Annotated in this window: 30 protein-coding genes and 1 tRNA gene; 16 read left to right on the top strand and 15 right to left on the bottom strand. The window is 68.2% G+C overall.

The window, feature by feature from the left end; genetic code table 11:
• Positions 1-187: 187 nt before the first annotated feature.
• The 7 genes from ssd (at position 188) to QC180_RS00880 (ending at position 5278) form a co-directional block, all read left to right on the top strand.
• Positions 188-1357 (top strand): septum site-determining protein Ssd, encoded by a 1170-nt coding sequence (gene ssd, locus QC180_RS00910; protein WP_278260616.1) that lies wholly within the window; start codon positions 188-190, stop codon positions 1355-1357.
• Positions 1354-2535, top strand: coding sequence for a TadA family conjugal transfer-associated ATPase (locus QC180_RS00905; RefSeq protein ID WP_278260615.1), 1182 nt, complete (start codon positions 1354-1356; stop codon positions 2533-2535). The genes ssd and QC180_RS00905 overlap by 4 nt, the downstream gene beginning before the upstream one ends.
• A 109-nt stretch (positions 2536-2644) precedes the next feature.
• The gene (locus tag QC180_RS00900) at positions 2645-3433 is read left to right on the top strand and encodes a type II secretion system F family protein (RefSeq protein WP_278260614.1); all 789 of its coding nucleotides are present in this window, start codon (positions 2645-2647) and stop codon (positions 3431-3433) included.
• Between the two features lie 119 nt (positions 3434-3552).
• Entirely contained in the window at positions 3553-4179 is a 627-nt protein-coding gene (locus QC180_RS00895; RefSeq protein ID WP_278261165.1) for a type II secretion system F family protein, read from the top strand.
• A 72-nt stretch (positions 4180-4251) separates the two neighbouring features.
• A complete protein-coding gene (locus QC180_RS00890; RefSeq protein WP_278260613.1) occupies positions 4252-4461 on the top strand; it encodes a DUF4244 domain-containing protein in 210 nt (69 codons plus the stop codon).
• Complete coding sequence (locus tag QC180_RS00885) at positions 4458-4814, top strand: TadE family type IV pilus minor pilin (RefSeq protein ID WP_278260612.1); 357 nt, start codon at positions 4458-4460, stop codon at positions 4812-4814. Before QC180_RS00890 ends, QC180_RS00885 begins: the two co-directional genes overlap by 4 nt.
• Positions 4814-5278: an Rv3654c family TadE-like protein gene (locus tag QC180_RS00880; RefSeq protein ID WP_278260611.1), complete on the top strand. Its 465-nt coding sequence runs from the start codon at positions 4814-4816 to the stop codon at positions 5276-5278. The genes QC180_RS00885 and QC180_RS00880 overlap by 1 nt, the downstream gene beginning before the upstream one ends.
• A 289-nt stretch (positions 5279-5567) precedes the next feature.
• Here QC180_RS00880 and QC180_RS00875 read toward each other — a convergent pair whose 3' ends face one another.
• Positions 5568-7958: a DEAD/DEAH box helicase gene (locus tag QC180_RS00875; protein ID WP_278260610.1), complete on the bottom strand. Its 2391-nt coding sequence runs from the start codon at positions 7956-7958 to the stop codon at positions 5568-5570.
• Positions 7959-8391: 433 nt separating this feature from the next.
• Here QC180_RS00875 and QC180_RS00870 point away from each other — a divergent pair, with 433 nt between their 5' ends.
• The 5 genes from QC180_RS00870 (at position 8392) to QC180_RS00850 (ending at position 13604) form a co-directional block, all read left to right on the top strand.
• Positions 8392-8598, top strand: coding sequence for a cold-shock protein (locus tag QC180_RS00870; protein ID WP_019044597.1), 207 nt, complete (start codon positions 8392-8394; stop codon positions 8596-8598).
• A gap of 237 nt (positions 8599-8835) precedes the next feature.
• On the top strand, positions 8836-11769 hold the full coding sequence (topA, locus tag QC180_RS00865) for a type I DNA topoisomerase (RefSeq protein ID WP_278260609.1): 2934 nt from the start codon (positions 8836-8838) through the stop codon (positions 11767-11769).
• 45 nt (positions 11770-11814) lie between these two features.
• Positions 11815-13014: a DNA polymerase III subunit delta' gene (locus tag QC180_RS00860; RefSeq protein WP_278260608.1), complete on the top strand. Its 1200-nt coding sequence runs from the start codon at positions 11815-11817 to the stop codon at positions 13012-13014.
• A 135-nt stretch (positions 13015-13149) separates the two neighbouring features.
• Positions 13150-13440 (top strand): hypothetical protein, encoded by a 291-nt coding sequence (locus tag QC180_RS00855; protein WP_278260607.1) that lies wholly within the window; start codon positions 13150-13152, stop codon positions 13438-13440.
• A gap of 88 nt (positions 13441-13528) precedes the next feature.
• Positions 13529-13604, top strand: a tRNA-Thr gene (locus QC180_RS00850).
• A gap of 14 nt (positions 13605-13618) precedes the next feature.
• Here the strand turns inward: QC180_RS00850 and QC180_RS00845 are convergent.
• The 13 genes from QC180_RS00845 to QC180_RS00785 are packed head-to-tail and all read right to left on the bottom strand — an operon-like array spanning position 13619 to position 21343.
• A complete protein-coding gene (locus QC180_RS00845) occupies positions 13619-14848 on the bottom strand; it encodes a tyrosine-type recombinase/integrase (RefSeq protein WP_278260606.1) in 1230 nt (409 codons plus the stop codon).
• Positions 14845-15024 (bottom strand): helix-turn-helix domain-containing protein, encoded by a 180-nt coding sequence (locus tag QC180_RS00840; RefSeq protein ID WP_278260605.1) that lies wholly within the window; start codon positions 15022-15024, stop codon positions 14845-14847. Before QC180_RS00840 ends, QC180_RS00845 begins: the two co-directional genes overlap by 4 nt.
• A gap of 13 nt (positions 15025-15037) precedes the next feature.
• Positions 15038-16792, bottom strand: a complete 1755-nt coding sequence (locus QC180_RS00835) for a replication initiator (protein ID WP_278260604.1) — start codon at positions 16790-16792, stop codon at positions 15038-15040.
• Positions 16793-16824: 32 nt separating this feature from the next.
• Entirely contained in the window at positions 16825-17469 is a 645-nt protein-coding gene (locus QC180_RS00830; RefSeq protein WP_278260603.1) for a hypothetical protein, read from the bottom strand.
• Complete coding sequence (locus tag QC180_RS00825; RefSeq protein WP_278260602.1) at positions 17466-17690, bottom strand: hypothetical protein; 225 nt, start codon at positions 17688-17690, stop codon at positions 17466-17468. Before QC180_RS00825 ends, QC180_RS00830 begins: the two co-directional genes overlap by 4 nt.
• Positions 17687-17881 (bottom strand): hypothetical protein, encoded by a 195-nt coding sequence (locus QC180_RS00820; RefSeq protein WP_278260601.1) that lies wholly within the window; start codon positions 17879-17881, stop codon positions 17687-17689. The genes QC180_RS00825 and QC180_RS00820 overlap by 4 nt, the downstream gene beginning before the upstream one ends.
• 1 nt (position 17882) lies before the next feature.
• Positions 17883-18203 (bottom strand): hypothetical protein, encoded by a 321-nt coding sequence (locus tag QC180_RS00815; RefSeq protein WP_278260600.1) that lies wholly within the window; start codon positions 18201-18203, stop codon positions 17883-17885.
• On the bottom strand, positions 18200-19540 hold the full coding sequence (locus QC180_RS00810) for an FtsK/SpoIIIE domain-containing protein (protein ID WP_278260599.1): 1341 nt from the start codon (positions 19538-19540) through the stop codon (positions 18200-18202). Before QC180_RS00810 ends, QC180_RS00815 begins: the two co-directional genes overlap by 4 nt.
• A complete protein-coding gene (locus QC180_RS00805) occupies positions 19540-19800 on the bottom strand; it encodes a hypothetical protein (protein ID WP_278260598.1) in 261 nt (86 codons plus the stop codon). Before QC180_RS00805 ends, QC180_RS00810 begins: the two co-directional genes overlap by 1 nt.
• Entirely contained in the window at positions 19800-20030 is a 231-nt protein-coding gene (locus QC180_RS00800; protein ID WP_278260597.1) for a hypothetical protein, read from the bottom strand. The genes QC180_RS00805 and QC180_RS00800 overlap by 1 nt, the downstream gene beginning before the upstream one ends.
• Before the next feature lies 1 nt (position 20031).
• Positions 20032-20631 carry a DUF2637 domain-containing protein gene (locus QC180_RS00795; RefSeq protein WP_278260596.1) on the bottom strand — a complete coding sequence of 200 codons (600 nt, stop codon included), beginning with the start codon at positions 20629-20631 and terminating at the stop codon, positions 20032-20034.
• Between the two features lie 2 nt (positions 20632-20633).
• The gene (locus QC180_RS00790; RefSeq protein ID WP_278260595.1) at positions 20634-20882 is read right to left on the bottom strand and encodes a hypothetical protein; all 249 of its coding nucleotides are present in this window, start codon (positions 20880-20882) and stop codon (positions 20634-20636) included.
• A 14-nt stretch (positions 20883-20896) separates the two neighbouring features.
• Positions 20897-21343: a hypothetical protein gene (locus QC180_RS00785; RefSeq protein ID WP_278260594.1), complete on the bottom strand. Its 447-nt coding sequence runs from the start codon at positions 21341-21343 to the stop codon at positions 20897-20899.
• Between the two features lie 198 nt (positions 21344-21541).
• Here QC180_RS00785 and QC180_RS00780 point away from each other — a divergent pair, with 198 nt between their 5' ends.
• The 3 genes from QC180_RS00780 to QC180_RS00770 all read left to right on the top strand — a co-directional run bounded on the left by QC180_RS00780 (position 21542) and on the right by QC180_RS00770 (position 24452).
• Entirely contained in the window at positions 21542-22393 is an 852-nt protein-coding gene (locus QC180_RS00780) for an AAA family ATPase (RefSeq protein ID WP_278260593.1), read from the top strand.
• A 134-nt stretch (positions 22394-22527) separates the two neighbouring features.
• The gene (locus QC180_RS00775; RefSeq protein WP_278260592.1) at positions 22528-22947 is read left to right on the top strand and encodes a P-loop nucleotide/nucleoside kinase family protein; all 420 of its coding nucleotides are present in this window, start codon (positions 22528-22530) and stop codon (positions 22945-22947) included.
• 1235 nt (positions 22948-24182) lie between these two features.
• Complete coding sequence (locus tag QC180_RS00770; protein WP_278260591.1) at positions 24183-24452, top strand: hypothetical protein; 270 nt, start codon at positions 24183-24185, stop codon at positions 24450-24452.
• Between the two features lie 542 nt (positions 24453-24994).
• Here QC180_RS00770 and QC180_RS00765 read toward each other — a convergent pair.
• On the bottom strand, positions 24995-25417 hold the full coding sequence (locus QC180_RS00765; protein ID WP_278260590.1) for a DUF4259 domain-containing protein: 423 nt from the start codon (positions 25415-25417) through the stop codon (positions 24995-24997).
• A 54-nt stretch (positions 25418-25471) separates the two neighbouring features.
• Here QC180_RS00765 and QC180_RS00760 point away from each other — a divergent pair, with 54 nt between their 5' ends.
• Complete coding sequence (locus QC180_RS00760) at positions 25472-26047, top strand: ferredoxin (RefSeq protein ID WP_278260589.1); 576 nt, start codon at positions 25472-25474, stop codon at positions 26045-26047.
• Positions 26048-26125: the final 78 nt, after the last annotated feature.

The following is a 26125-nucleotide window of genomic DNA, read 5'->3' as shown; positions in this document are numbered from 1 at the left end:
GACATGGTCCAGGCGCGTTCAGCCCGACCCCCCGGGGCTGAACCCGACGGCCCCAGCCTCCTCCCCCCCGGCTGGGGCCGTCCTCTATTTCCGGCCAGGTGCGCCGAAGTTATCCACACCCCCGAGTTATCCACAATCGGGCACAGGTGGCTGTTGACAGCTCGCGATTTCCACCACGCTGAGCTGCATGAACCTCGCCGCACCATCCCGCACCGCCGCACCATCCCGCACCGCCGCACCATCCCGCACCGCCGCACCGGCGGCCCTCGCGCCCGCGCTCGTGCTCGTCGCCGATCCCCGGCTGCGCAACGAAGTCCGTCGCGTCGCCGCGGCGGCCGAACGCGTCACCGACGAACGGGTCATGCCGGTGAGCAGACACGCCTGGTCCGGCGCTGGGCTGGTGATCCTCGATACCGCCGCCGCCACCGCGGCCACCGCCGCGGGCTGCCCGCGACGGCCCGGAATCGTGCTGGTCACGGAGGGCGAACCGGCCGTGCCCGACTGGCGGGCCGCCACCGCCGTCGGCGCCGAACGGGTGGTCGCGCTGCCCGGCGGCGCGGTCGCGCTCGTCGAACAGTTCGCCGAGCACGCCGAGTCGCGCACCGGCGAAGGGGTGGTGGTGGCCGTCGCCGGTGCCGGTGGCGGCGCGGGCGCGACCACGCTCGCGGCCGCCACCGCACTCCGCGCCGCCGCCCTGCGCCTGCGGCGCGACACCGTGCTGATCGACGGCGCGCCACTCGACGGTGGCATCGACCTGGTCCTCGGCATGGAGAACACCGCGGGTCTGCGCTGGCCCGATCTCGTCATCGAGGACGGACGGGTCTCCGCCGCCGCCCTGCACAGCGCGCTGCCCGCGGCGGCCCCTGGCCTGGCGGTGCTCTCGTGTGGGCGGGTGCGCGGCGGACGGCACGGACCCGGCGCCGATCGCCCACCCACGGAGCTGGCGCCCGCCGCTGTCCGCGCTGTCATCGAATCCGGCAGGGCCGCAGGCGATCTGGTGGTCTGCGATGTGTCCGGGGAACGCGGTTCGGCGGCCGACGCCATGGTCGATGCCGCCGACCTGGTCGTCCTCGTCGTGCCCGCCCGGCTGCGGGCTGTCGCGGCGGCCGAGGTGGTCGCCGGATATCTGGGTGAGCGAAATCCCAACCGGGGCTTGATCGTTCGTGGACCGGCGCCGGGTGGGCTGCGTGGTGCCGAGGTCGCCGAAGTGCTCGGACTGCCGCTGCTGGCGGCGGTGCGCGGGGAGGCGGGCCTGGCCACCCGCCTCGAACGCGGCGGCCTGACCGTTCGTCGCCGTGGTCCGCTGCGCGACGCGGCCGACGCGGTCCTGGCGGTGGTCGGGGCGGAGCGGCGATGACAACCTTCGTCACCGTCGAGCTGCTCGAACGCGTCCGCGAACGCCTCGCCGAACACACGGGCGTGCCCGATGCCGCCCAACTCGCCGCCGCCATCCGCGCCGAAGCGGGCGGCGTCCTCGCCGACACCGACCTCCTGCGCGCCCTGCGCCTGTTGCAGACCGAGATGACCGGGGCAGGACTCCTCGAACCACTGCTGCACGACCCGCGCGTCGCCGATGTGCTCGTCACCGGACCCGACTCCGTCTGGATCGACCGTGGTCACGGCCTCGAACACACCGACATCCGCTTCGCCGACGACGCGGCCGTCCGCCGCCTGGCCCAGCGCCTGGCCCTGTCCGCCGGACGACGGCTCGATGACGCGCAACCCTGGGTCGACGGCAAGCTCGCGGGCACCGAGGCCACGCTGGGGGACGCCTTCGGTGTCCGCCTGCACGCCGTTCTGGCCCCGGTCGCCCACGACGGCACCTGCCTGTCGCTGCGCGTCCTACGCCCGGCCACCCAAGGTCTGGCGGCCCTCGCAGCCGCCGGTTCGGTGCCACCCGAGGCGCACCGGCTGCTGGTCGACATCGTCCGCGCGCGATTGGCCTTCCTGGTCGTCGGGGGCACCGGAGCAGGGAAAACTACGATGTTGTCGGCCCTGCTGGCCGCCGTCGATCCGGCCGAACGCATCATCTGCGTGGAGGACGCCGCCGAACTGGCACCGGTCCATCCCCACGTCGTACGGCTGGTCGCCCGCACCGCCAATGTCGAAGGCGTCGGCGCGGTCACCGTCCGCGACCTGGTCCGCCAAGCCCTCCGAATGCGCCCCGACCGCATCGTCGTCGGCGAGGTCCGCGGCGCCGAAGTCGTCGACCTGCTCACCGCCCTCAATACCGGCCACGACGGTGGAGCGGGCACGGTGCACGCCAATTCACCCCAGGAGGTTCCGGCCCGCCTGGAAGCGCTGGCCGCCCTCGGCGGCATGGACCGCGCCGCGCTGCACAGCCAGCTCGCCGCCGCCGTCCAGGTGATCCTGCACGTCCACCGCCGCTCCGACGGAACCCGCTGTCTGCGCGAAATCGGTGTACTGGAAAGGGATTCCGACGGAGTGCGCATCACCCCGGCCTGGCGATCCGACGATCAGCCGGTTCCCGGCGCCGAGGAATTACGGCGGCTGCTCGCGATACGGCTCGGATGAGTGGGAGAGCACGCCCGATGTGCCGGTGGTGACACCGAATTCGCGATCCAGCCTGGTGTTCTACAGCCGGGTGTTGTGGATCGTTCCGACGCCAGGAAGGTGGGGATCGATGGGGACAGGATTGCTCTGCTGCTCGGTGGCGCTGCTCGTCGTGCCGATGGCTGGGGACAGACGCCGGTTCGGGCAGGTCTTCGGGCAAGTTCGTACTCGTACGCCGAAGCACGTTCCTGTGGAGTGGTGTGCGGGAATCGCGGTCGGCGCCGCGGCTTTCGTCTTCGGCCTCGGCATCGGAGTGGCGGCGCTCATCGTCGGCGCCACCTTCGCGGTGCGGCGTCGGCGCGGACTCGGCGAGCGTGCGCGTCGGCAGGAGTGCGGGTATCTGCTGGCCGGACTCGAAGCTGTCATCGGCGAACTCCGGGTCGGGGCACACCCCAGTGCGGCGGCCGAGTCAGCCGCCGCCGAGTCCCGCGGCGAAGCGGCCCGGGTACTGTCCGTCAGCGCGGGGCGCAGCCGTCTCGGCGGTTCCGGGGCCGACGGCTGGATTCATCCGAATTCCCCAGTAGCCGAAGAACTCTCCCGAATAGCGAGTGCGTGGCGGGTCGCCGAGGAACACGGCCTCGCCCTCGCCGAACTCCTCGCCGCCGCCAGAACCGACCTCCTCGGCCGCCTCCGCTTCCGCGACCGCACCGAAGCCGCCCTGGCGGGCGCCCGAGCCTCCGCGACCGTCCTGGCTGGCCTCCCGATCATCGGCATAGCCCTCGGCCAGCTGATGGGCGCCGCCCCCCTCGCCATCCTCTTCACCTCGCCCGCGGGCCAGTTACTCCTCCCCTTGGGCGCGGCTCTGGCCTGCTGTGGATTGCTGTGGACAGATGTCATCACCAAGCGAGGCACCGCATGACGACAGGTCCGACCGATGCGCTGCTCCGGGCGGCAGCTGGGGGAGTGGGACGGGACCGGGGTTATCTCCAGCGCATGTGGACAGGTGGGGATCGAACGGACTCGGGAGGCAACGTCGTGATGGAGATGGTTGGTGGGGTGTCGCCTGGCGCGCTGGTCGTCGCGGCGCTGGCGGTGCTGGTGCTGCCGGGACGCGTCGCGGTCAGTCGACGGGTGCGGGCGCTGGCCGGAGTGGATGTCGGAGAGACGCGGGAGGACCGGGGACCGGTGCGATCCGATCCGCTGGGCTCGGCCTCGGCGTTCGATCTGCTAGCCGCGTGCCTGCGCTCCGGATTGCCGATGGCGGCGGCCGCGCGAGCCAGCGCCCCGACCGCACCACCCGTCCTACGTGCCGCCCTGCTCAGAGCCGCCGATCTGCTGGCCTTGGGTGCCGATGCCGCGACGGCCTGGGAGCGCGCAGCCGCCGACGCGGCGAGCTCACCAGGCGCGGACGAGGTCGAGTCGCTGGCCAGAATGGCCCGCCGCTCTGCCCGCTCCGGCGCCTCGCTGGCCGCCGCCGTCGGTGAACTCGCCGTCCAGCGGCGCGAGGCGGTGGAAGACGCCGCCGTGGCACGGGCCGAGCGCGCGGGCGTCCTGATTGGCGGCCCGCTCGGCCTGTGCTTCCTGCCCGCCTTCGTCTGCCTCGGCATCGTCCCGGTCGTGATCGGCCTGGCCGACCGGGTGCTCGGCGACGGGGGCCTGCTGTGACCGGCCTCGACGAGGCCATCGAATCGTCGCCACGCGGAACCGCCGCGCGGTGTGGAAGAAGAGGGGAACACGATGACGTTCGTTCGCACCGTATATATAGGGGCGCGCACCAGGATCACCCGCCTGCTGATCGACGACGACGGGATGAGCACCGCCGAGTACGCCATCGGCACGATCGCCGCGGCGGCCTTCGGTGCGGTGCTGTACGGGGTGGTGACCGGCGACAGCATCGTCAACGCCCTGACCCAGATCATCGACAAGGCACTCAACACCAGCGTGTGAGCGGCGGGAACCCGAGGCCGCTCGCGGGCGACGCAGGCGCGGTGACGGTGGAGGCCGCCATCGCCCTGGCCGCCCTCGTCTGCGCCGTCACCCTCTGCATCGGCGCGCTCCTGGCGGCCTCCACCCAGGTCCGCTGCGTGGACGCCGCCCGCGAAGCCGCCCGCCTCGCCGCCCGAGGCGACACCGCCCACGCCCTCACTGCGGCGAGAACCGTCGCCCCACCCGGCGCGACCATCGACCTGCGCACCGAGGCCGACCACATCGTCGCCACCGTCTCAGCGACCACACCCCTGCTCCCCGGCCTCCGCCTACACGCCCAGGCGGTCGCCATCCCCGAACCCGGAGTCCGGTGATGGCACAGACCATCCACCCACCCGGACACGGGCGGACCACAGACGGCGGGAAGGGGCGGGCGGTCCACCAGGCTTCGCGGCCCGACCGATGGGCCCGGGTTCGGCGCGGGGCGGAGGCTGATCGGGGTGGGGCGACGGCGTTCGCCTGCTTCGCGCTGGCGGGGTTGATCGCCGTGACCCTGCTGGTCGGGAATGTAGGGGCGGTGGTGGTGGCTCGGCACCGGGCGCAGGCCGGTGCCGATCTCGCCGCGTTGGCGGCGGCGGGGCGGCTGGTGGAGGGGGCGGACGCCGGGTGCGCGATGGCGGGGGAGGTCGCGGGACGGATGGGCGTGAGGGTCGGTCGATGCGCGGTGGAGCAGTGGGATGTGGTGGTCGTGGTGCGGACGGAGGTGGCGTTCGGGGCGTTCGGTAGGCGGGCTGTCGTGGCGACCGCCCGTGCCGGTCCGGTGGACGAGAGTGGGTGACGCGGAAGTGTTCACACTGGCCGGTGGTTGTTCCGCGGCGGACCTATTCGGTAATTCCCCGAATAGCGCCGAGGCCATTCCATGCGCATTCTTTGATGACACGGCGAAAAAAATGAAAACAATGGTCGTGGTTACTCGCGCGTACTCCCGGGCAATGCGTCAGTTAACAGAAAACCTGTCCTTTTTAATCGTCGACCCGCCCTTCGGTGCTGGTCAGCGCAAATTCGGACAGACGACCAGTAATCGGTGGGCGAGGCGTCGCGGGAGTCACGTCAGGACGGCGTGGACGTCACGGCTCGGAACGGTCCTGCCGGTCGGTCCGCAACTCGCCCAGTACCGCGCTCAACAACCGGGCCGCCGCGTCCTTGTCGAGTGGGTTGTTGCCGTTGCCGCACTTGGGCGACTGCACGCACGATGGACAGCCGTCCTGGCAGGCGCAGCTGCCGATAACGCTGAGCGTGGCCGTCAACCAGGTCTCGAGCTGGGCGAATCCCCGCTCGGCGAACCCGGCGCCGCCGGGCTGGCCGTCGTAGACGAACACCGTGGGCGCGCCGGTATCGGGGTGCTCGGCGATGGAGACGCCGCCGATGTCCCACCGGTCGCAGCCCGCGACCAGCGGCAACATCCCGATCGCCGCGTGTTCGGCGGCGTGCAGGGCGCCGGGGAGCGCGTCGTCGGTGATGCCCGCCCGGCTGAGCAGTGCGGGCGTGACCGTGTAGAGGACGGCCCTGGTGTGCAGGCGGTGCGCGGGCAGGTCGAGTTCCACCTGGTCGAGCACCTCCCCGGTGACCAGGGTGCGCAGGTAGCCGACGACCTGGTTGGTCACCGCGACCTGCGCGGATGCGACGGTGACGCCCCCGTGGACCCGTTCGGCGAGCACCTCGTCGATCCGGATGGAGGTCACCTGACGAGCGCTGGTGGTGAAACCGGGATCCACCTCGTTGACGAAGGCGACCCCGCCTTCCAGGTCGAGTTCGTCGACGAGATAGGTCTCGCCCTGGTGCAGGTGGACGGCCCCGTCGTGCAGGGTGGCGGGCGCGCGACCGGCGTCCGCGGTCCCGAGCAGCCGCCCGGTCTCGGCGTCGACGATCGCCACCGGCGTGCCGAGCCCACCGCGCACGTCGACGGCGTCGTGCGGCTGACTGTGCGCGGTGACATGCCAGCGGCCCTCCTGCCCACGGACCCCGGCCCGGCGCCGGATCAGGCCCTGTTCGGCCAGGTCAGCCAGCACTTCCTCGGCCCGCAGATCGGCGACCTCGGTGTCGGTGAGCGGCAGTTCCAGCGCCGCGCACAGCAGCTGGGGGCCGAGCACATACGGGTTGTAGGGGTCGGTGACGGTGGCCTCGATGGGCCGGTCGAGCAGCGCCTCCGGGTGGTTCACCAGGTAGGTGTCGAGCGGATCGTCGGTGGCGACGAGCACCACCAGCGACCCCTGCAGCCGCCTGCCCGCCCGCCCCGCCTGCTGCCAGAAGGAGGCCACCGTGCCGGGAAAACCGGCGATGACCACGGCATCGAGTCCGGCGATATCGACGCCGAGCTCGAGCGCGTTGGTGCTCGCCGCGCCGAGCAGCGTGCCCTGCGACAGCGCGTTCTCCAGTTCGCGCCGGTCCTCGGCCAGGTAGCCCGCCCGGTATGCCGCGACCCGTTCCTGCAGTTCAGGGGCAGTTTCGGCGAGGACCCGCCGGGCGTCGAGCGCAATCAGCTCGGCCCCGCGCCGTGAGCGGACGAAGGCCAGCGTGCGCGCGCCCTCGGCCACCAGGCTGGCCATGATCTTGGCGGCCTCGCTGGTCGCGGTGCGCCGGACCGGGGCGCCGTTCTCGCCGGTGATCGTGGTGCGCAACGGCGGTTCCCAGAGCGCGACAGTCCGCGCGCCGCGTGGCGAGGCGTCTTCCGTGACGGCCGTGACCGGCGCGCCGACCAGTCTGCTCGCCGACGCGGCCGGGTCGGCACTGGTCGCCGAGCACAGGACGAACACCGGGTCGGCGCCGTAGAAACGGGCGATACGGCGGAGTCTGCGCAACACCAGCGCCACGTGCGAGCCGAACACTCCCCGGTAGGCATGGCATTCGTCGACCACGATGTAGCGAAGATTGCGCAGCACCCGCGCCCACCGCTGATGCGAGCGCAGGATGCCGACGTGCAGCATGTCGGGATTGGTGAAAATCCAGCGCGCGTTGGCCCGGACCCACTGCCTCACCTCGGTCGGAGTGTCGCCGTCGTAGCTCGCCGGATGCACCTCACGCAGGGGATTGTCGTGGATCAGGCCGGAAACGGCCCGCAGCTGATCGGCCCCGAGCGCCTTGGTGGGGGACAGGTACAGCGCGGTGGCGCGCGGGTCGGCGTGCAGGGCGGTGAGAACCGGCAATTGGTAGCCGAGAGATTTCCCGGAGGCCGTCCCGGTGCTCACCACGACGTGGTTTCCGGTGGCCGCGAGCTCGGCCGTGCGGGTCTGGTGTTCCCACGGCAGCGCGATGCCGTTCGCGTTCAGGGCTGTGACCAGGCAGGATGGCGTCCAGTCCGGCCACGGCGTGGTGCGGGCGCGCTGGGCGGGGAGCTCGGCGACGTGGGTCAGCGGGTCGGTGTCGGCGACCACCTCGGTCAGGACACGATTCAGCAACGATCGACCGTAGCTTTCGCCTGATCCGGGCTTTCGAACCGCGGCCCGGTCTGTCGGATTCATCCCTGACCCCTCTCCCGCGACACGGGAAGTGTGAAACGTGTGTGTGTCGAGACCGCGACCTGCGTTTTCGTAACCCAATAGCGACCTGGGTCACAGCAGGTTTGCTGGAAGCTCACCCGGTTATCCTGAAGCAAACAGACTGAAAGTACGGATTCACCCATTGTGTCCCTTACCTGCACATTCGCAAGATCAAGAATTTTGCAAATTGTCGGTAACTCGGCTGTTGAATTGCTCAAAGACATGGTTCACTGGGTCTCGGTCGCAAGCTTCTGTGTTCGAGGGACGGATCGAAGGTCCAACCATCAGCAGGATCGATGTTGCGAACGCCGTGCTCAGGATTTCCTTGCAGGGGGACCAACAGTACAGCGGTCGGAACGGGCCCGGTGGACGAACCCAGTTGTCCGCCGTTCCGGTAAGAAAGAGAAGGAACAGAATGGCACAGGGAACTGTGAAGTGGTTCAACGCGGAGAAGGGGTTCGGCTTCATCGCGCCCGAGGACGGCTCCGCTGACGTCTTCGTCCACTACTCGGAGATCCAGGGCACGGGCTTCCGTACCCTCGAAGAGAACCAGAAGGTCGAGTTCGAGGTCGGCCAGGGCACGAAGGGCCCGCAGGCCACCGGCGTTCGCGCGCTCTCCTGAGCTGCGAAACCCATCAACGCCCGTCCCCCACCTCCGTCTTCGGAGGTGGGGGACGAGCCGTTTCCGGGGCCCGTTCCGTATGACTTTCGGGTGTCTTCGTAGCCTGGTCGGCGCGGCTACCCAAGCACGCAGGGTATAAACGTCACTGGTGGCGATGTCCGAACGTCGCGCCGTCTGCCCCAGTCGCGCACCGAGCGGACCACCCGACGCGCGGATCTAGAAGGAAGGTGTTCGCCGGTGGCAACACGAGACCGCAGTTCAGCCGACCAGGGGCGTCCCCTGCGTCGTCTCGTGATCGTCGAGTCCCCGACGAAGGCCCGCAAGATCGCGCCCTACCTGGGCCGCAACTACACCGTCGAGGCCTCGGTCGGCCACATCCGCGACCTTCCGCGCGGCGCCGCCGATGTGCCCGCCAAATACAAGGGCCAGTCCTGGGCCCGCCTCGGTGTCGACGTCGATCACGACTTCGAGCCGATCTACGTGGTCAGCCCGGACAAGAAGGCCAAGGTCTCCGAGCTCAAGAGCCTGCTGGCCGACGCCGACGAGCTCTACCTGGCCACCGACCCCGACCGCGAGGGCGAGGCCATCGCCTGGCACCTGCTCGAGACGCTCAAGCCGAAGGTCCCGGTCCGCCGGATGGTCTTCCACGAGATCACCGAGCCCGCCATCCTCGCCGCCGCCGCCGACACGCGCGAACTCGACAACGATCTGGTCGACGCGCAGGAGACCCGCCGCATCCTGGACCGCCTCTACGGCTACGAGGTGTCTCCGGTGCTGTGGAAGAAGGTCATGCCCCGGCTCTCGGCCGGTCGCGTGCAGTCGGTGGCCACCCGGGTGATCGTGCGCCGCGAGCGTGAGCGCATGGCGTTCCGCTCCGCCGAGTACTGGGACATCGCCGCCAAGCTCGACGCGGGCCCCGACGAGTCCTCCGATTCCACCAACCCGCGTACGTTCGGCGCCCGCCTGGTGCAGGTCCAAGGCGACCGGGTGGCCTCGGGCCGCGACTTCGGTTCCGACGGCCAACTCAAGTCGGCCTCCGGTGTCGTGGTGCTCGACGAGGCGTACGCGCGCAGGCTGGCCGAGGCGCTCGACGGCGCCGACCTGGTGGTGTCCTCCGCCGAGGCCAAGCCGTACACGCGCAAGCCGTACCCGCCGTTCATGACCTCCACGCTGCAGCAGGAGGCGGGCCGCAAACTGCGCTTCACCTCCGAGCGCACCATGCGGGTGGCCCAGCGGCTCTACGAAAACGGCTACATCACCTACATGCGTACCGACTCGACCACCCTGTCGGAGTCGGCCATCGCCGCGGCGCGTTCGCAGGCCACCCAGCTCTACGGCGCGGAGTTCGTCTCGCCGTCGCCGCGTCAGTACACCCGCAAGGTCAAGAACGCGCAGGAAGCCCACGAGGCGATCCGCCCGTCCGGTGACACCTTCATGACGCCGGGTCAGCTGGCGTCCAAGGTCGACCAGGACGAGTTCAAGCTCTACGAGCTGATCTGGCAGCGCACCGTCGCCTCGCAGATGGCCGACGCGCGCGGCACCACGCTGACCCTGCGCATCACCGGCACCGCCCGCTCCGGCGAGGAGTGTGTGTTCTCGTCCTCGGGTCGCACCATCACCTTCCCCGGCTTCCTCAAGGCGTATGTCGAGAGTGTCGACGAGGAGGCGGGCGGCCAGTCCGACGACGCCGAATCCCGTTTGCCCGCACTGGAAGAGGGTCAGGGCGTCACCGCCGTCGAGCTCACTCCCGACGGTCACAGCACCAATCCGCCCGCCCGCTACACCGAAGCGTCGCTGATCAAGACGCTCGAAGAGCTCGGCATCGGCCGCCCGTCGACGTACTCCTCGATCATCAAGACCATCCTCGATCGTGGCTACGTCTACAAGCGCGGCAGCGCGTTGGTGCCCTCGTGGGTGGCCTTCGCGGTGGTCGGCCTGCTCGAGGCCTACTTCGGTCGACTGGTCGACTTCGACTTCACCGCCGCGATGGAAGACGATCTCGACGCGATCGCCGGTGGCCGCGAGCAGCGCGGAAACTGGTTGACCAGCTTCTATTTCGGTGGCGATCACGGCGCCGAGGGCTCGGTCGCGCGCTCCGGTGGGCTCAAGAAGATGGTCGGCGAACAGCTCGACGACATCGACGCCCGCGAAGTGAACTCGATCAAGATGTTCGTCGACGACGAGGGTCGCGACGTGGTGGTCCGGGTCGGCCGGTTCGGGCCGTATCTGGAGCGCATGGTCGTCAATCCCGATGACCCGCAAGGGGATCCGATCTCGCAGCGGGCGAACCTGCCCGACGATCTGCCGCCCGACGAACTGACTCCCGAGGTCGCCGAGAAGCTGTTCTCGACGCCGCAGGAGGGCCGTTCGCTCGGCGTGGATCCGGTGTCGGGGAACGAAATCGTCGCCAAGGAAGGACGTTTCGGCCCCTACGTCACCGAGGTGCTCCCCGATCCGCCCGCGCCAGACCCCTCCGCCGCCCCGGCGAAGAAGACCACCAAGAAGGCCGCCGAGGTCAAGCCGCGCACGGGCTCGCTGTTCAAGTCGATGGACCTGGCCACGATCACCCTCGACGACGCGCTGAAGCTGCTGTCGCTGCCGCGCGTGGTCGGCGCCGACCCCACCTCCGGCGAGGAGATCACCGCCCAGAACGGCCGCTACGGCCCGTATCTGAAGAAGGGCACCGACTCCCGCTCGCTGGCGACCGAGGAGCAGCTGTTCACCGTCACCCTGGACGAGGCGCTCAAGCTCTACGCCGAGCCCAAGCGCCGTGGTCGGCAGGCGGCCGCCGCCGCGCCGCTGCGTGAGCTGGGCAAGGACTCGGCCACCGACAAGCCGATGGTGATCAAGGACGGCCGGTTCGGTCCGTACGTCACCGACGGCGAGACCAACGCCAGCCTGCGCAAGGGCGACGAGGTCGAGTCGATCACCGACGAGCGCGCCTCCGAACTGCTGGCCGATCGTCGCGCGCGCGGCCCGGTGAAGAAGGCGGCCAAGAAGACCACCGCGAAGAAGGCGGCCAAGAAGGCGCCAGCGAAGAAGGCCGCGGCCAAGTCGACCGCCACCAAGACGGCGACCAAGACCGCCGCCAAGAAGACGGCGGCCAAGAAGACCGCGGCGAAGAAGGCTCCGGCCGAGAAGGCGCCCGCGAAAGCCGCCGACGAGGACTGAGCGCCGCCGTCGAACCTGTCATAGCCCGCGGCTAGGGTGTCTGGCGTGGCAGGTGTCTTCGATCGACTGGTCGGCCAGGACGTGGTAGAGGCGGAACTGACCGCTGCCGCGACGGCGGCGCGCGCCGGTGTCGTCACCGGGGCGATGACGCATTCGTGGCTGTTCACCGGGCCGCCCGGCTCGGGTAGGTCGGTGGCCGCGCTGTGTTTCGCGGCGGCGTTGCAGTGCACCGATCCCGAGGTGGTCGGGTGCGGGAAGTGCCACGCCTGCACCACGACGATGGCCGGGACGCACGGTGACGTGCGCCGGGTAGTGCCCGAGGGGCTCAGCATCAGCACCAAGGAGATGCGCGAGATCGTGCAGGTCGCCTCGCGGCGGCCGAGCACCGGGCGCTGGCAGGTGGTGGTGGTCGAGGACGCCGATCGGCTCACCGAAGCGGCGGGCAATGTGCTGCTGAAGGTCGTCGAGGAGCCGCCGGACCGCACGGTGTTCCTGCTGTGCGCGCCTTCGGTCGATCCCGAGGACATCTCGGTGACCCTGCGTTCGCGGTGCAGGCACGTCCACCTGGTCACGCCGTCGGTGCCCGCCATCGCGCAGGTGCTGCGCGAACGCGATCAACTCGACGCAAAGACCGCCGAGTGGGCAGCCTCGGTCAGCGGCGGCCACGTCGGCCGGGCGCGTCGCCTGGCCACCGACGAGGACGCCCGCAAACGCCGCAAGCGCGCCCTGGCCCTGGTCACCGCCACCGAACGCCCCGGCGCCGCCTACGCCGCCGCCGACGAACTGGTGAAATCGGCCGACGACGAAGCCAAACTGATGAGCGCCGAGCGCGACGACCGCGAACGCGACGAACTCGCCACCGCCCTCGGCGCGGGCGGCACCGGCAAGGGCGCCGCCTCCGCCACCCGTGGCTCGGCGGGCGTGCTCAAGGAACTCGAACGCCGCCAGAAATCCCGCGCCACCCGCACCGGCCGCGACGCCCTCGACCGCGCCCTCATCGACGTCGCGGGCATGTACCGCGACGCCCTGGCCCTGCGCTTCGCGGGCCGCGGCGCCCCCATCACCCTCACCCACCCCGACATGGCCACCGAGATCACCGACCTCGCCACCAGCGTCCGCCCCGAGGGCCTCCTCCGCAGCATCGACGCCGTCCTGGCCTGCCGCGAAGCCCTCGACCTCAACGTAAAACCCCGCTTCGCCGTAGCCGCCATGGTCGCCACCCTCCTCGCCGCCCGCACCACCTGACCACCCGCCGGGTCTTCGCGAAGCAGCCGAATCTGTCGGACCCTCGCGTCATACTTCTGACATGCGATCAGGGGACATTCGCGGGATCAGCAGGGGACATCAACCACGTCGGCACGACGTGCCGGGACAAAGCCGATGAATGCCAGACGAGGCCGAGCCCGGCCGGGACGCTACCGATCCCTGCACGTCCACGGGTATCGCAGCGCGTCGCACCTGCCGATCCTCTGGGCATTCGCGGCCTTGATCGGCGGCGTGTTCTTCCTCCTGGTGGTCCTGACTATCGCCAACATGAGCTCTCCCGACCCGGAGGAAGTCGGAGTCGCCACCACCATCCCCGCCACGGTGCCGCCGCCTCCGGCGCCCATCGCCTCCGCCCCACCACCGACAACACAGCGAACCTGCTACCCCTTCGCCCCCGCCTGCTGACACCTGCCGCCTTCCTCAGTAGCCCCCGATGACCTGCAGTTTTCGCGTTCCGACCGCGAGGCGATAGACTCGCACCGCCGAAAGGTATGCCGCCTTAGCTCAGTCGGTAGAGCGCTTCACTCGTAATGAAAAGGTCGGGGGTTCGATTCCCCCAGGCGGCTCCACTCGGAAAGCGGTCCTAACCAGCCGCTTTCCGATTCTTCCTCCGCTTCCGCCGAGCCGGTTCGGTCGCCTTCTTGTCACGCTTTGTCACAACGCCCTCCAAAGTGCCCGCCGCCGACACCAGCGCGTCGTCCTGAGAGTGGATGTAGGTACGCATGGTGAACGCGCTATCGGCGTGGCCGAGCCATTCCGAGATCACCGCGATCGGGACGCCCTGGAGGTGCATCAGTGTCCCGCAGGTGTGTCGAGCGTCATGCAGTCGAATCCGGCGCACCTGGGCCAGCTTGGTCAACTTCTCCCAGTAGTCGGTAAGTGTGTCGGGATGGTACGAGGACCCCGCCTCATTGACCACGACGTGAGTGCCAGGACCGTACGCCTCACCGAGTGCCAGCTTCTCAGCCGCTTGACGCCGTTTCGCCGCTCGAAGTTCAGTCGTCAACGTCGGCGTGAGCGGCAACGTCCGGCCAGAATCATCCGACTTCGGGTCGCTTTCCTCGGCTTTGCCGTTCACCGAGACGCGGTTGTTGGCGATCGTGAGCCGCTGGCCGTCCAGGTCGACATCCGACCATCGCAATCCGCCGATCTCGCCACGACGCAGACCCGACAGCGCCAGGTGCCACGCATGACGGTTTCGATCGGGAGCAGCAGCGGCCAAGACCTTGCGAACCTCATCCTTCGAGTACGTGACATGCTTCTTCCTCGGACCGGTCGGCACCCGGTCGACCAGCGCGGCAACATTGCGCACCAACTTGCCCTCTGAGATCAGCCCATCGAGAACGGTCTCGAACCGGTCCAATGTCGCATTGACCGTCTCGGCCTGCCACGCTCGCCGCTTCCGGCCCTTCGCCGTTTTCGTGCCACCGGCAAGGAGTTCGGTCACCAGATCATCCAAGTTCCGTTTGGTCAGCTTTTGGACAGCGACCGAGCCGAAACGATCGCGAACCGGCTGTAGCGCGTTGGTGTAGTTTGATGCCGTCGTGCCGCGAACACGCTTGCCTGCCAGCCAATCCGCACACGCTTGTTCGACCGTCAGCCCCGAGCTCGGCACGTATGTGCCCTGGCGAACCGCCGACGAGGTTGCCGACAGCGCGTCGCGGGCCTCCTTCTCGGTGCGGTAGCGCTTCTTGGTCTGTCGGCGCTTACCCGTCGCGGGATCGGTACCCGCTTCGGCGGTGACCTGGTATCTGATTGCCCCGCTCTTGAGGGTGATCTTTTCGATCTGCGGGGGGAGCTGTCGCCTGCTCATGCTGCCGCCGCCTGGTCGAGGTTGGCGATGTAGTCGGCGATCGCCTGTTCGGTGACGAAGCGACGACGGCCGATCTTGACCGAGCGCAGCGCACCCGAGCCGATCAGCTCGTAGTACTTGCTGTGCCCGATCGGGATCAGCTTGCGGACTTCGGCCTCGTTGAGAAGCTTGGACATGACAGGTTCCTCCCTATGCTGCGATCTGATCTGATTTCGAAAGTTGTTGTGGTGCAACGGTTTCCCGTGAAACATCGGCGCCGCCCGGCGGTCCCTCATCCTCTGCGAGGCGAGCTGAGACGTACTCGGCGCGCTGATTGATCCGGGCCACGACCAGCGCCATCACCAGATGTGACCGCGGGGGCGCGTCCTTGTCGGCGGGGCTGACCGGGGTGATCCGCAGGTGCGAGGTGTCGGGCTTGACGATGCCGACACGGGCCAGCTCCTGGCGGACGAAGTCGAGGCGGTCGGCCTTGTGATCGGGGATGGTCTTGCCCGACCATTTGCCGGAGTTGAGGCAGCGGCGACCGGGCAGGCCGAGGGTGTCGCGGCGGTGTGCGTTGCCCTTGCAGCGGCCCGGCTGGGTCTTCTCGTTGGCGCCCTTGGGAACGATCCCGTAGCGCAGCCAGACACCGCAGCGCGGAGAGCACGGGGTGTCCTGGAGTTCGGCGTGAAGCCGGTCGTAGTGCTCGGCCACCCGACGCGAACCGGGGTCGAGGACTTCGCTGATCGACTTGGTGAGGTACTTGGTCAGGTAGCGGACCTTGGTGTCCATCTCCTCTGTGCCGCCGAGAATCTGGATCGCCTTGGACTGCCCGCCGAACTTGAGCGAGTGGGCGGGTTCGAGGTCATCGACGGAATCCATGACCTCGAGCGCGTCGTCCCAGTACGTGAGCGGTCGACCGGTGCGCGGGTCTACGAACGTGGCGGCGGTGTAGTCCCAGACCGGCATCTGATCACCGGTGTAGACGGGGGTGTCGAAGTGCGGCCACCACACGTTGACGTAGGTCGCGGCGGTGACCTGGTAGAGCAGTTTCGACGGGATCGAACCGCGGATAGCGATGTGCAGATGCGGGGCACCGCGCTTCTGAGGTTCGACGCTGGCCCAGTACTGCACGTTCCAGCCCACCGCGCGACGCAGGTTCTGAATGAACCGGTCGAACAGCTTGGCGAGGTGGATCGTGTCGCGGGCCTGGGCGGTGTAGTCGTAGCCCTCCGGGTCGCGGGGAGAGCCATCGGAGACCATCGCCCCCGACTCGGCGTCACGGACGCGGTTCACGGCCCCGTAGGAGGGCAGGGTCAGGGTGAAGAACGTCGACGGGCGGTACTTGCCGTTGGCGTAGGCGGCGCCGACCGTGAGCGCCTTGTTCACCTTCTTGCGCGGCAGGTCCGGCAAGTCATCGCGGCGACGCGTGGACTTGGCTTTGCGGCGGGGCTTTTCATCCAGGGCGGGGAGTCGGCCACGGACGCCGAGTTCGCGGAGCTCGGTGTCGAGGTCGGCCACCAGAGCTTTGATGGATTCGGCGAATTCGTGTTCTCCGGCGCGGCGGGCCTCGTGGTAGGCGGCGAACTGTTCAGCGCGAGCAGCCAACACCTGTTCCTGCGCCGGGGTGACGACCGTTTCCGGGTCGACGGGTTCGTGTTCAGCGCACCAGCCTTCCCGGAGCTGGGTCATGCGCAGATACCGGTTCGCTTTGGCGCAGGCCGGGCAGGTTCCGGCGTTGGTGGACTTGCACGGGGCACCGACATAGGAGGTGCGGGAGGTGATCGGGTCGAAGGCTCGCATCGGCACCACGCGAGCGCACACGCCCTCTTTTTCGGCGGCGGCTTCGGCGATATCGGTGATGTCGGGCATCGCGCGGCGATCGGCGGCGGTTTCCCGGTTCGGTGCCACGGCAGCGGTGGGAGTGCGGCCGAGGGAGGCCGTACCGGTGGTGGGGGTGGTCATGGTGCGGCCTCCTTCGGCAGTGTCGGGGTCGCTCACGCGGCGTTCTTGTCGGCCGAGGAGTCCGGCCGGTTCGGGAAGTCCACGACGACGGGTTCGTCGGCGAAGTCGGTGCGGTGGAAGGTGATCGCGAACAGACCGGCACCGATCAGGCGGGCGGTGGCGTGGGTGCAGTCGAAGGCGTGGGCCAGGCGCACGACCTGCTTTTCCCACAGGTCCGGGCTGTGACCGATCAGCATCCGCACCCGGAGGGTGTCGAGCGTTTGGCCGATGTGGACCGAGACCAGCCGCGGAACGAGGACCCGTTCGCCGTCGAGCAGGGTCAACCCGCACGCGTTCATCACCTTCGCCCAGCGCCGCCGGTAGCGGAACCAGGACAGCCACCGGGACCGGACACGGCCGGTGAACCAGCGCTCGAAGGTCTGCGGGCTCGACACTCGCCACAGCACCATCCCCGCGGTGGACACCCCGGCCACGAGGAGCCCGACCGGCCAGCCGTACACCCATCCGGCAGCGCCCGAGGCCAGAAAGGGCACCGAGACCATCGGGAACAGCACCGCCCACCACACCAGGTACACGGCGGCGGTCGCGGTGGCGATCACGGCCCGGCCCAGCGCGTCCATCACCACGGCGAAGCCATCGGGATCATGGACGATGGAGACTTTCTGTACGCGAGTCATGCTGTGGTCCAATCGAATTCGAGTTGCGTGGGGACTTCGGTATCGGTGCTGAACATTCGCCACTGGCTGGTGCTGTCATGGCGGTAGACGACTTCGGCGGCGGGGCGGGACTTGGCGGCGGCGACGTAGGCATCGGCGGCACCGCGGACCCTTGGCAACGGCTTGACGGTTTCGCCGACCAACAGCCCCCAGTGCTTGGCCTTGTGCGGGTTGGTGCTCATGCCGCGTCGTCCCAACCGCCGGTGCTGTAGTCGTTCCACCGCGGGGCCTGTCCGGTCTCGGCGAGCATGGTCACCGCCACGGCGACGGGGTCCAGGCCGCGGGCTTCGGAGCGGCAGCGGGCGCGGGTGGCGAAGTCGATCACGTCGGCGGTGCCGTTGTCGGTGCGGGTGCGAAGGTGCTTGCGGGCCATGTCATTTCTCCTGTTCGGGGATGTCGGTTTCGAGCAGGCCGCACATCGCGCAGACATACGGGCCGGAGACGAGTTCTGCCCACACGCCTTCGAGGACCATCTCGTGCCCGTAGGTGCGGCAGTGTTCGGCGGCGGCGCAGGCATCGCAGCGCACGGTGTCGCCGTCGTAGTCCCAGCCGGTGGCGGTGTCGGCGTTGATGAACTCGACCGCTTCGTTGACGGTGGTGAAGCAGCCCGGCCGACCCGAGGACGGCTGGAAAATGTCGCCGCAGGTGTCGCAGTAGACGACGACGTGGGTTTCGGTGTGGATGCCGCGTTTCATGCCGCACGCCCCAACTCGTCACCGTCGTTGTCGTCTTCGCCGGGGATGTAGTCCGGGTCGAAGGTCTCCGGATCGAAATCGTCGTCGTTGCCCTCGGGCAGGTCAGCGACAGCAGCCGGGACCGGGGCGTAGGCGTCGATGATCGCGTCGGCCTGGTCATCGGAGATCCAGAACGCACGCACCCGCACGAACCCGCTTGTGCCGTCCTCACCGACGTAGCCGACACCCGGTGTCGTGTCGGGGATTTCGTGGCACAACGCGCCCCGGTCCTTGGCGCCCTGACCGTGGATCATCGCGGTCTGTGAGGGTTCGTCCAGGCGCAACCCGATCCGGACGGGGAACAACTGGCGAAACGGCATCGTCTCCTTCGACGGGTCCTGCAACGCGGCGATGACCGATACCCCGACCGCGCGGCCTTGGGACAGCAGCAGGCCGAGCAGACGCTCGAACTCCTGACGCTCCTTCTGACTGGCATAGGCCGACAAGGCGGCGGCCTCATCGATGACGATCAGGATCAGCGGCGCGTCAGAGGTCGGAACGTGCTTGCGGATACCGGCCGCGCGCAGCTCCGAGGCCCGGTTCTGCATCACCTCCACCGCCTCGGTGAGCATCGACAAGATGCCGTCAGCGGTCCATTCGAAGCGCACCCACAACTTGGCGCCCCGCCCGAATTCCATGCCGCCCTTGGGATCTGCCATCCACACATCCACGAACCCGGCTTTGATCGCCGGACCGATTCCGCGGATGATCGACCACAGCACCGAGCCCTTACCCGAGCCGGTGGCCCCGGCGAGCAGGATGTGGGCATACAGCACGCGCAGCAGCCAGGCCCGGCCGTCTTCGCGGACCCCCGTCACTACGGCTTCCAGGTCCACACCGGTGTCGGTAAGCCGGGCCGGGGCGACCGGTTCGACCGCAGCGGCCAAGGTGTCGAAGGTGCGCAGTTCGATGGAGACGAACCCCGGGGACTGCTGAGCGACGTGGACCTTCTCGACGCCGAGGTACTGGGCCATCGCGTCGCGGGTCTGTTCGTCGGTCCAGTCGGTGAGTTTCTGCCCGCCGAGCATCTGCACCTCGAACACCGCGCCCGAGGGGACCTGATCGACACCGCCGAGGATGGTGGGCCAGTTGCCCGCCGACCCCAGCCCCAGCGACGACCACATCAGCGTCAGGTGCTGACTGTCGGTGAGGACCAGGGCGGCGGTGCGCAGTTCGGCCGGAACGCCGGGGAACGGGTCGGGCTGCGGGAGGCGTCGGGTCACGCCGTCGAGGTGGCGCCACCACAACAGGACCCCGGTGGTCAGGATGGTCGAGAGCGCGACAACAGTGCTGCCCATCACCGGAGTCCTTCCAGTTCCTCGCAGAACAGCGAGCACGCCGGAACCTGATCGGGCGGGGTGCAGATGAGCGCGCACTCGGGCACCGTGGCGGGGTCGTCGCAGAACATCGAGCACCCGGAAGTGACCGCGGTCAGCGTGGACACCGGGACCGGGGTGTCATCGGTCTTGTCGACCAGGACGGCGGGGATGACGACCGGCAGCGCGAAGAACAAGCCCAGCGCGACGGGAACGGCGACGAAGGCCATGCGGCGGGTCATCACGCCACCACCCGCACTGTCGAGACCCGCGAGTCCAACGCGGCCAGAGTCTTGTCCACCAGCTCGGCGGCATCGGCCACCGGCAGCAGCAGACGCGCACCGCCCAGGAACACCTCCACGGTGTCGAACCGGTCGACGTAGACCGCGTCGAGCGAGTCGATGGAGTGCATATCGGGCAGGAACGTGGCACCGGTGGAGACCAGCACCGGAGAAGACAGCGTGTGGTGCATGTCAGTTACCCCCTGTCGGGATCGGGACCGCGACAGGCATCAACGGAGGTGCCGGACGCGGAGTATGGATGGTTTGCACCGGCATCGGGGCCGGGGCGGGCGCCGAAGCCGCGGGCACCACTACGGGCCCGGGAGTATCGGCAGGAGAGGGTGGATCCACCACCTCGGCGGCGGGGACCACGGTCGGCTGTGCGGTGTTTCGGGAGCGCAGCAGCACGGCCAGGCCGTGAGTGTCGAGCAGCAGCGCGGCCGGGGCGATCACGGCCAGGATCGCCGCACCTGCACCGTGCCCGGAGGCCAGTGCGTGAGCGATGTTGCCGCCGATCGAGACTGTTGCCCCGGCGATCAGCACACGGGTGAAGAAGGTCCGTTCCGGGCTATCAGCCAGGGCGAGAACGGCGATCGTGGCTTGGATGATGGTGCCGTCCACGATCACCGGGAAAAGCCACGCCAGATGAGTCGGCGTGTGGGCCATGACCGCGAGGTCCCGCAGTGCCGCGAAGGACAGCACGAACGCGGCGGCACCGATGACCGAGACAACGAGAACGGCGGACCAGCGTGCCCACCGAACTCCTTTGGGCTGCTGATCCGCCGTACTCACGGTCACGCCGCCTTGGACTCAGCCGCAGCGCGTTCCTTGGCTGCATGCTCAGCGGCATCGTGAGCCATGATCAGCGCCGGGAGCTGCTCGGCCACTGCACGAGCCTCTTCGATACGAAGCACCAGCGAGAAGCTGCCCCGGTCGGAGTGCAGATTGATCCGCACATACGCGCCGATCGACATACCCTCATGCTGCTTCGGTGCGTCGTATTCGAGCTCGACGCCCTTGGAGTAACCGGTGTGAATGCTCATGTACGCCATCGCGATCACGCAGCCTTGCGAGCGGCGGGCTCGTTGACCTTGGCACCGGAGTTGTCCCCGACGATGCCCGTCGCGCGGATGTAGAACCCGATCGACTTGAACTCACCGTTACCGACCACCCGCGGCTTGAGCATCAGCCCCTCCAGCGCGATCGGACGGAAACCGGGCATCACCTCATCGGCGGAGGGCGTCGGCACCACATCGGAAATGAACGTGATGTCCAGACCGGTGTTCTTCGCACCCTTGCCCGCACCGGCCGGGTCCATGACCGTGGCCTTCCACATCCGCTTGCGGGAGCCGTTGCCCTCGCGGTCCATGTCGATCTTCTGTCGCTTGGGCGCGTTGCGGTCCGAGCTGAACTCCTCGTCCGGCTCGATGTTGCCCACCAGGATCAAGCCCCGCGGGAAGACGGCAGCGAAGTCGGTGGGAATCCACATGTCCTTGAGTGCCATTGAAATCAGCTCCTGAGTGTTGGAAGCGAACCCGGTTCATCCGGTCGCGATATATCAACGGTAGCAACTGCTACCCCAAGATAGCAACTACTTTCGTGAGGCAATTCACGGCAACCGCAGGTTTGGCACTTTTCCCAGGTCAGGGCGACGGAGCTAACTGATACCCTCGCGTTAGCAACTGCTACCGAAGGAGTTCTCGTGGCCGAGAGCGACGCCAGACCGTCCGCCCCTGCACGGATTGCGCAGGCCATCCGCAACGACATCGAGGCGGGGCGACTACGAGATGGGCAGCGCCTTGCTTCGACCCGAGAGCTCGCAAAGGAATGGCAGGCCAGTCAGCGAACGATCACGGACGCAATGGAGCTTCTCGTCAAGGAGGGTTACATTGCGACGCAGAACCGGTCCGGGCGCGTCGTAACGACTCCCACTTCCGTCGCCCTGACACTCTCCTCGCCCCTGCGCCCGATTCGCCCCCGGATCGTCTACGTCGGCGGGTATCCGGGGTCCGGTAAGAGTGAGTTCGCTCGGACGCTGGCACGAGCTACAAACTGGGCGATCCTGGATAAGGACACGATCGCTCGACCGCTGATCGAACCGGCCCTAGAGGACCTGGGGCAAAGCGTCAACGACCGCGAATCGGACGTGTATTTCAACCGTCTTCGCCCGCGCGAGTACGAAGCGCTCGAAGGCGTGATCAACGACAACATCGAGGTCGGCACATCGGTAATCGCGACCGCCCCGTACATCCGTGAGTTCACCGACCGAGCGTGGTTGGATCGCGTAATTGCCCGCGGTGAGAACGTCCATGCCGACTGCACGTTCGTGTGGGTGCGCTGCTCGCTCGACACAATGCTGATGTACCTGCGGCGACGAGGTGCCGGGCGCGACAACGCCAAGCTTGCCGACTGGGACAACTACAGCGCCGGGCTCGACCTCGACTTCCGACCCGAGGTCGAACACGTCGTCATCGACAACGACCCAGACAGTTCGCCGCTTCGTACCCAGGCGCAACAACTCATCGAGTCGTTCCGACGGACCTCCGGCCAATGAGTTCGGGAGTCATCCTCTACGGCGCACCCGCGACGGGGAAAGATACTGTTACACAAGCCCTTTCGCGAATAGACCAACGCTACCGCCTATTCGAACGGCTGAAGTCTGGGCCCGGCCGGACAACCGGCTACCGCATGACCAACGACGCGGAACTCCGCCGCCTTGAGAAGGCTGGCCTGCTCATCTGGACAAACACGAGATACGGCGCACGGTACGCAATCGACCGCCCAGGGCTGGACGAGCTGATAGGCGCGAACCTCATCCCGGTAGTTCACGCAGGTCAACCGAAGGTGATCGACGCCGTCCAGAACGCGGCGCCGCAGGTCAAATGGACCGTCGTTCAGCTCAGATGCGATATCGACACCGCGAGGACTCGAATCATCGCGCGGAACACCGGCGATGTTGCCGAACGACTGATCGCCCAGGAAGAGACACCAGCGATCGAGGCTGACCTGACCGTCGACACAGGCGCTGTGGAAGCCAACGAAGCCGCGCAGCTCATCAGGCGTGCGGTTGGGGAACTCGGGGTACAATTGGACCCATCACGCGAGTGATGTCGAGCGGGTGGACCGCCGTTGCAGCGACGGCCCACCCTGATGGGATTAGCTAGCCCGCCAAACTCGGCTGACCAGGAACAGAGCCCCGGCGATCACGGAAGCTGTCATCATCAGCACACCGTAATCGACCGGGGTTTCTTTCATGCCCCGGCGATGCTTCGCCATACCCACCACCTCCTTTCCCGGCACGGCACGGTGACCAGGTCCCGTACCGCCCCTGAGCTGGAGGTGTACCCAGCCTAGACGAGCCGGTCAGGTGGAAGGCCAAGAACGCCAACCGATCTGGCTGGGTTTGTAGGCCAGGTTCACGGCTACCGAGTTGTTGAGCGCCCCTCACTTCACGGAGTTGTTGCTGAATTTCGCTATATAGAGTCAAGGGGGCGGCTGGCGCCGCCCCAGCGGTGCCGCCGCGCGGCACCGCGCACACGGCAAGCCTCCGCTTCGCTCCGGCCCGCCGTGGCCCGTTGGGCGCGTCGGCTCCGCTTTGGCGACGTGGCAGAACGCCCTTTTCGCCTATCTGGCCGCTTCTTGCATCAACCGAACAGGGCTGGGCACGACGGGAGCCGTACCCGACCGACTCTCCCGCAGCTCGGCGACGACCGGCCAGTTCCCTGCCGACTCGACTGGCTGTGGTCCCGATCCCGGCGAGGACAGACGAGGAATCGGCGCGTTGGGTGGGTGGGTCGTCGGGCCGCGGGCAAGGAACCGAAGCCCCCTTCCCGGTGTGGTCAGGACGGGCCGGTCCCGCACGGCGGCAGCCGCGGCAGATGTCGTTGTCGCACAGCGGGCAGCCATATCCGCCCGAGGCGTAGCAGTCGGAGTCGCAGCCCGGCCATTCCTGGTCGGGATCGATGGCGAAGAGGCGGCCGACAGCACGGCGCGGCAGTCGCTTCCGGGGTGCCGTGGTACCCGCGGGGGTAGCCCTGCCAGGTACCGCCGTCGAAAGCGGGAGAGGTCGGGCAACGGGCGCGGGACGGGAGTGGCCGGTCAGCGTCCTTTCCGGGGTCGGCGGAATCTGCCGATGGCGTACCAGACCACACCCACCCCGGCAAGGGCCAAGCGATGTCACCACCCGAGGGGGTCACCGGCGGCGACGTATCCCGAACCGTCATCTCACTTTCCCTCAACAGGTCAGCCGGGTGACCCCCTCGGGCGGTGAGCCCTTGCCGGGGTGGGCGCGGCCTGGTCCGGGCGGTGCCCAGATTCCACCGACCCCGGAAAGGACGCCGATCATGACCGTCACCCCCGCCCCGCGCCCGCTGCCCGACCTCTCCCGCTTCGGCGGCGGTACCTGGCAGGGCTACCCCCGCGAGTACCACGGCACCCCCTACACCGCCTACCGCGCCGTGCTGCCCGGCCGCCTCTTCGCCATCGATCCCGACCAGGAATGCCCGGTCTGCAACTCCGACTGCTACGCCTCGGCCGTGTACGGCTGCCCGCTGTGCGACAACGACATCTGCCACGCCTGCGGCTTCGCCTACCACGGGACCGACCCGTCCTGACCACACCGGGAAGGGGGCTTCGGCCCCTTTTCCGCTGCCCTCCTGGATTGCCGAACGGAAAGCGACCTGACGGCCGCTGGGACCGGAGGTGGCCCGATTGCCGAACGGAAGCCGCGGACTGGTCGGTGGTATCGCGACCGGTGGCCGCGTGGCCCTGTACTGGGTTGGCCTGCATTGTGATCCCGCGCCCCTCACACCTCAAGGGCGCCCTAGGCGTCAGCTGGCGCTGATGGCTATCGCCACCCTTGACCTGTGAGCCTCTGCGCGTGAACGGCAGGCCTTATCGGGCAGGCGGTGAGCCAGCCCCCGGTATGCGCAACCCAACCCAGAGCAGGGCCAAGGAACCACTTCCGAAGTTGTCACGGAGTTGCCACATGTCGCGCATACAACCCCGGACACGACGAGACCCCCACGGAAGCGTTTCGCCACTTCGCGTAGGGGTACAGACGTCAGCAGATGACCGGCAGACAGGTCGATTTCGACTCGTAATGAAAAGGTCGGGGGTTCGATTCCCCCAGGCGGCTCCACTCGGAAAACAGCCTTCACGGGCTGTTTTTCTGTTTTCCGGCCAGGGCTGATCGATAGCTCGCGCATTCAGTGTGTATCTCGGGCTCCAGCAGGCCGTTCCGGGCGGAGAGCTCGTGCCATTCGTTGTGGTGTGGGTCGAGGATGCGGTCCAGGGCGCGGACGGCGAGGTCGCGCAGGGTGTTGTCCATGGTGCATGCGAGGGTGTGGGAGTACTCGCGACCAGTGTCATCGGCGATGATGCCGGGCTGTTCGCGCTCGGCCAGCAGGGCGATCACCGCCCGTGCGGAGACGGCGACGGTGTAGGTCAGGGGCTCGGGTGACGTCGCGTGGGTGAGCAGGTCCTGTAGGTGCGCCGTGACGTCTTGGTCTGTGTCGAGGGCATCGAGGAAGTCCAGCGCAGTGTCGTCGTCGAAGGCCCCGTAGCCCCAAGCTCCCATGCCGCAATGTCTACACGGCGCTGAGCCGGGGTGCTCGGCGGCTATGGTCGCGGGATGTATTGGGATCCGATGCCCACGGTCGCCGCCTCTGCGGAACTACTGGTGGTCGGCGAGGAGGATCGGTGCTTGGGCGACCCGGATGACTACTGCCGTGGTTTGTGGGAGGAGCGGGATTGGCGCAATGTGCCGGGGCCGTTCTACGGGGCCGCTACCGACAGCTGTTGGATGGGGCGGCTGATCGCGCCGGATCACATCGTCTACGAGGACGGCATGGGCAGCGAGGTGGTATTCCGGCAGCCGCGCGACGCCCGTGAAACCCGACTGCTGCTGTCCGCCGCGTGGGTTGATCCTTTCCGCGCCTACGCCTGCGATGGTGACGCTCACTGGACCGTCGAGCTGATCCGTAACTGGTGGGCGGATCGGGCGAAGCTCGCTGAGTGGCTGAGAAGACTCGAGCGCGAATGGTCTGTCCACGAACGTGATCAGGAGCGTGAGGCGGCGGATGGGCTGCGCGCCTACTCGCGATATCTGGACAATGGGCTCGAACCCGTCCTTCGGGAATACGCGTTCTGGCTCGACACCGGGCGTCCCGCGCAGTCGCACGAGAGGTTGCCGAGTCTGGGCAGGTGACCGTGTCCGGGACGGTGGAGTGGGAATCGATTGTCGGAGCACGGGTTCGCGTGATCGCCGTGGGATTTCAGGGGGTGT

The sequence above is a fragment of the Nocardia anocheti genome (assembly GCF_029675105.1).
Classification (GTDB): Bacteria; Actinomycetota; Actinomycetes; order Mycobacteriales; family Mycobacteriaceae; genus Nocardia.
Note: the sequence above shows the minus strand (reverse complement) of the source record. Positions and strands in the feature narration are given on the sequence as shown.

What these genes read in the sequence shown, in the direction of transcription:
- QC180_RS00815 (WP_278260600.1), bottom strand. Translation starts at nt 18,203, where the DNA reads ATGAAACGCGGCATCCACACCGAAACCCACGTCGTCGTCTACTGCGAC.
- QC180_RS00840 (WP_278260605.1), bottom strand. Translation starts at nt 15,024, where the DNA reads ATGTCCAAGCTTCTCAACGAGGCCGAAGTCCGCAAGCTGATCCCGATC.
- QC180_RS00825 (WP_278260602.1), bottom strand. Translation starts at nt 17,690, where the DNA reads ATGAGCACCAACCCGCACAAGGCCAAGCACTGGGGGCTGTTGGTCGGC.
- QC180_RS00775 (WP_278260592.1), top strand. Translation starts at nt 22,528, where the DNA reads ATGACCAACGACGCGGAACTCCGCCGCCTTGAGAAGGCTGGCCTGCTC.
- QC180_RS00835 (WP_278260604.1), bottom strand. Translation starts at nt 16,792, where the DNA reads ATGACCACCCCCACCACCGGTACGGCCTCCCTCGGCCGCACTCCCACC.
- QC180_RS00790 (WP_278260595.1), bottom strand. Translation starts at nt 20,882, where the DNA reads ATGAGCATTCACACCGGTTACTCCAAGGGCGTCGAGCTCGAATACGAC.
- QC180_RS00810 (WP_278260599.1), bottom strand. Translation starts at nt 19,540, where the DNA reads ATGGGCAGCACTGTTGTCGCGCTCTCGACCATCCTGACCACCGGGGTC.
- QC180_RS00820 (WP_278260601.1), bottom strand. Translation starts at nt 17,881, where the DNA reads ATGGCCCGCAAGCACCTTCGCACCCGCACCGACAACGGCACCGCCGAC.
- QC180_RS00905 (WP_278260615.1), top strand. Translation starts at nt 1,354, where the DNA reads ATGACAACCTTCGTCACCGTCGAGCTGCTCGAACGCGTCCGCGAACGC.
- QC180_RS00845 (WP_278260606.1), bottom strand. Translation starts at nt 14,848, where the DNA reads ATGAGCAGGCGACAGCTCCCCCCGCAGATCGAAAAGATCACCCTCAAG.
- QC180_RS00895 (WP_278261165.1), top strand. Translation starts at nt 3,553, where the DNA reads ATGGAGATGGTTGGTGGGGTGTCGCCTGGCGCGCTGGTCGTCGCGGCG.
- QC180_RS00890 (WP_278260613.1), top strand. Translation starts at nt 4,252, where the DNA reads ATGACGTTCGTTCGCACCGTATATATAGGGGCGCGCACCAGGATCACC.
- QC180_RS00855 (WP_278260607.1), top strand. Translation starts at nt 13,150, where the DNA reads ATGAATGCCAGACGAGGCCGAGCCCGGCCGGGACGCTACCGATCCCTG.
- ssd (WP_278260616.1), top strand. Translation starts at nt 188, where the DNA reads ATGAACCTCGCCGCACCATCCCGCACCGCCGCACCATCCCGCACCGCC.
- QC180_RS00870 (WP_019044597.1), top strand. Translation starts at nt 8,392, where the DNA reads ATGGCACAGGGAACTGTGAAGTGGTTCAACGCGGAGAAGGGGTTCGGC.
- QC180_RS00830 (WP_278260603.1), bottom strand. Translation starts at nt 17,469, where the DNA reads ATGACTCGCGTACAGAAAGTCTCCATCGTCCATGATCCCGATGGCTTC.
- QC180_RS00785 (WP_278260594.1), bottom strand. Translation starts at nt 21,343, where the DNA reads ATGGCACTCAAGGACATGTGGATTCCCACCGACTTCGCTGCCGTCTTC.
- QC180_RS00760 (WP_278260589.1), top strand. Translation starts at nt 25,472, where the DNA reads ATGTATTGGGATCCGATGCCCACGGTCGCCGCCTCTGCGGAACTACTG.
- QC180_RS00880 (WP_278260611.1), top strand. Translation starts at nt 4,814, where the DNA reads ATGGCACAGACCATCCACCCACCCGGACACGGGCGGACCACAGACGGC.
- QC180_RS00800 (WP_278260597.1), bottom strand. Translation starts at nt 20,030, where the DNA reads ATGCACCACACGCTGTCTTCTCCGGTGCTGGTCTCCACCGGTGCCACG.
- QC180_RS00900 (WP_278260614.1), top strand. Translation starts at nt 2,645, where the DNA reads ATGGGGACAGGATTGCTCTGCTGCTCGGTGGCGCTGCTCGTCGTGCCG.
- QC180_RS00770 (WP_278260591.1), top strand. Translation starts at nt 24,183, where the DNA reads ATGACCGTCACCCCCGCCCCGCGCCCGCTGCCCGACCTCTCCCGCTTC.
- QC180_RS00875 (WP_278260610.1), bottom strand. Translation starts at nt 7,958, where the DNA reads ATGAATCCGACAGACCGGGCCGCGGTTCGAAAGCCCGGATCAGGCGAA.
- QC180_RS00765 (WP_278260590.1), bottom strand. Translation starts at nt 25,417, where the DNA reads ATGGGAGCTTGGGGCTACGGGGCCTTCGACGACGACACTGCGCTGGAC.
- QC180_RS00805 (WP_278260598.1), bottom strand. Translation starts at nt 19,800, where the DNA reads ATGACCCGCCGCATGGCCTTCGTCGCCGTTCCCGTCGCGCTGGGCTTG.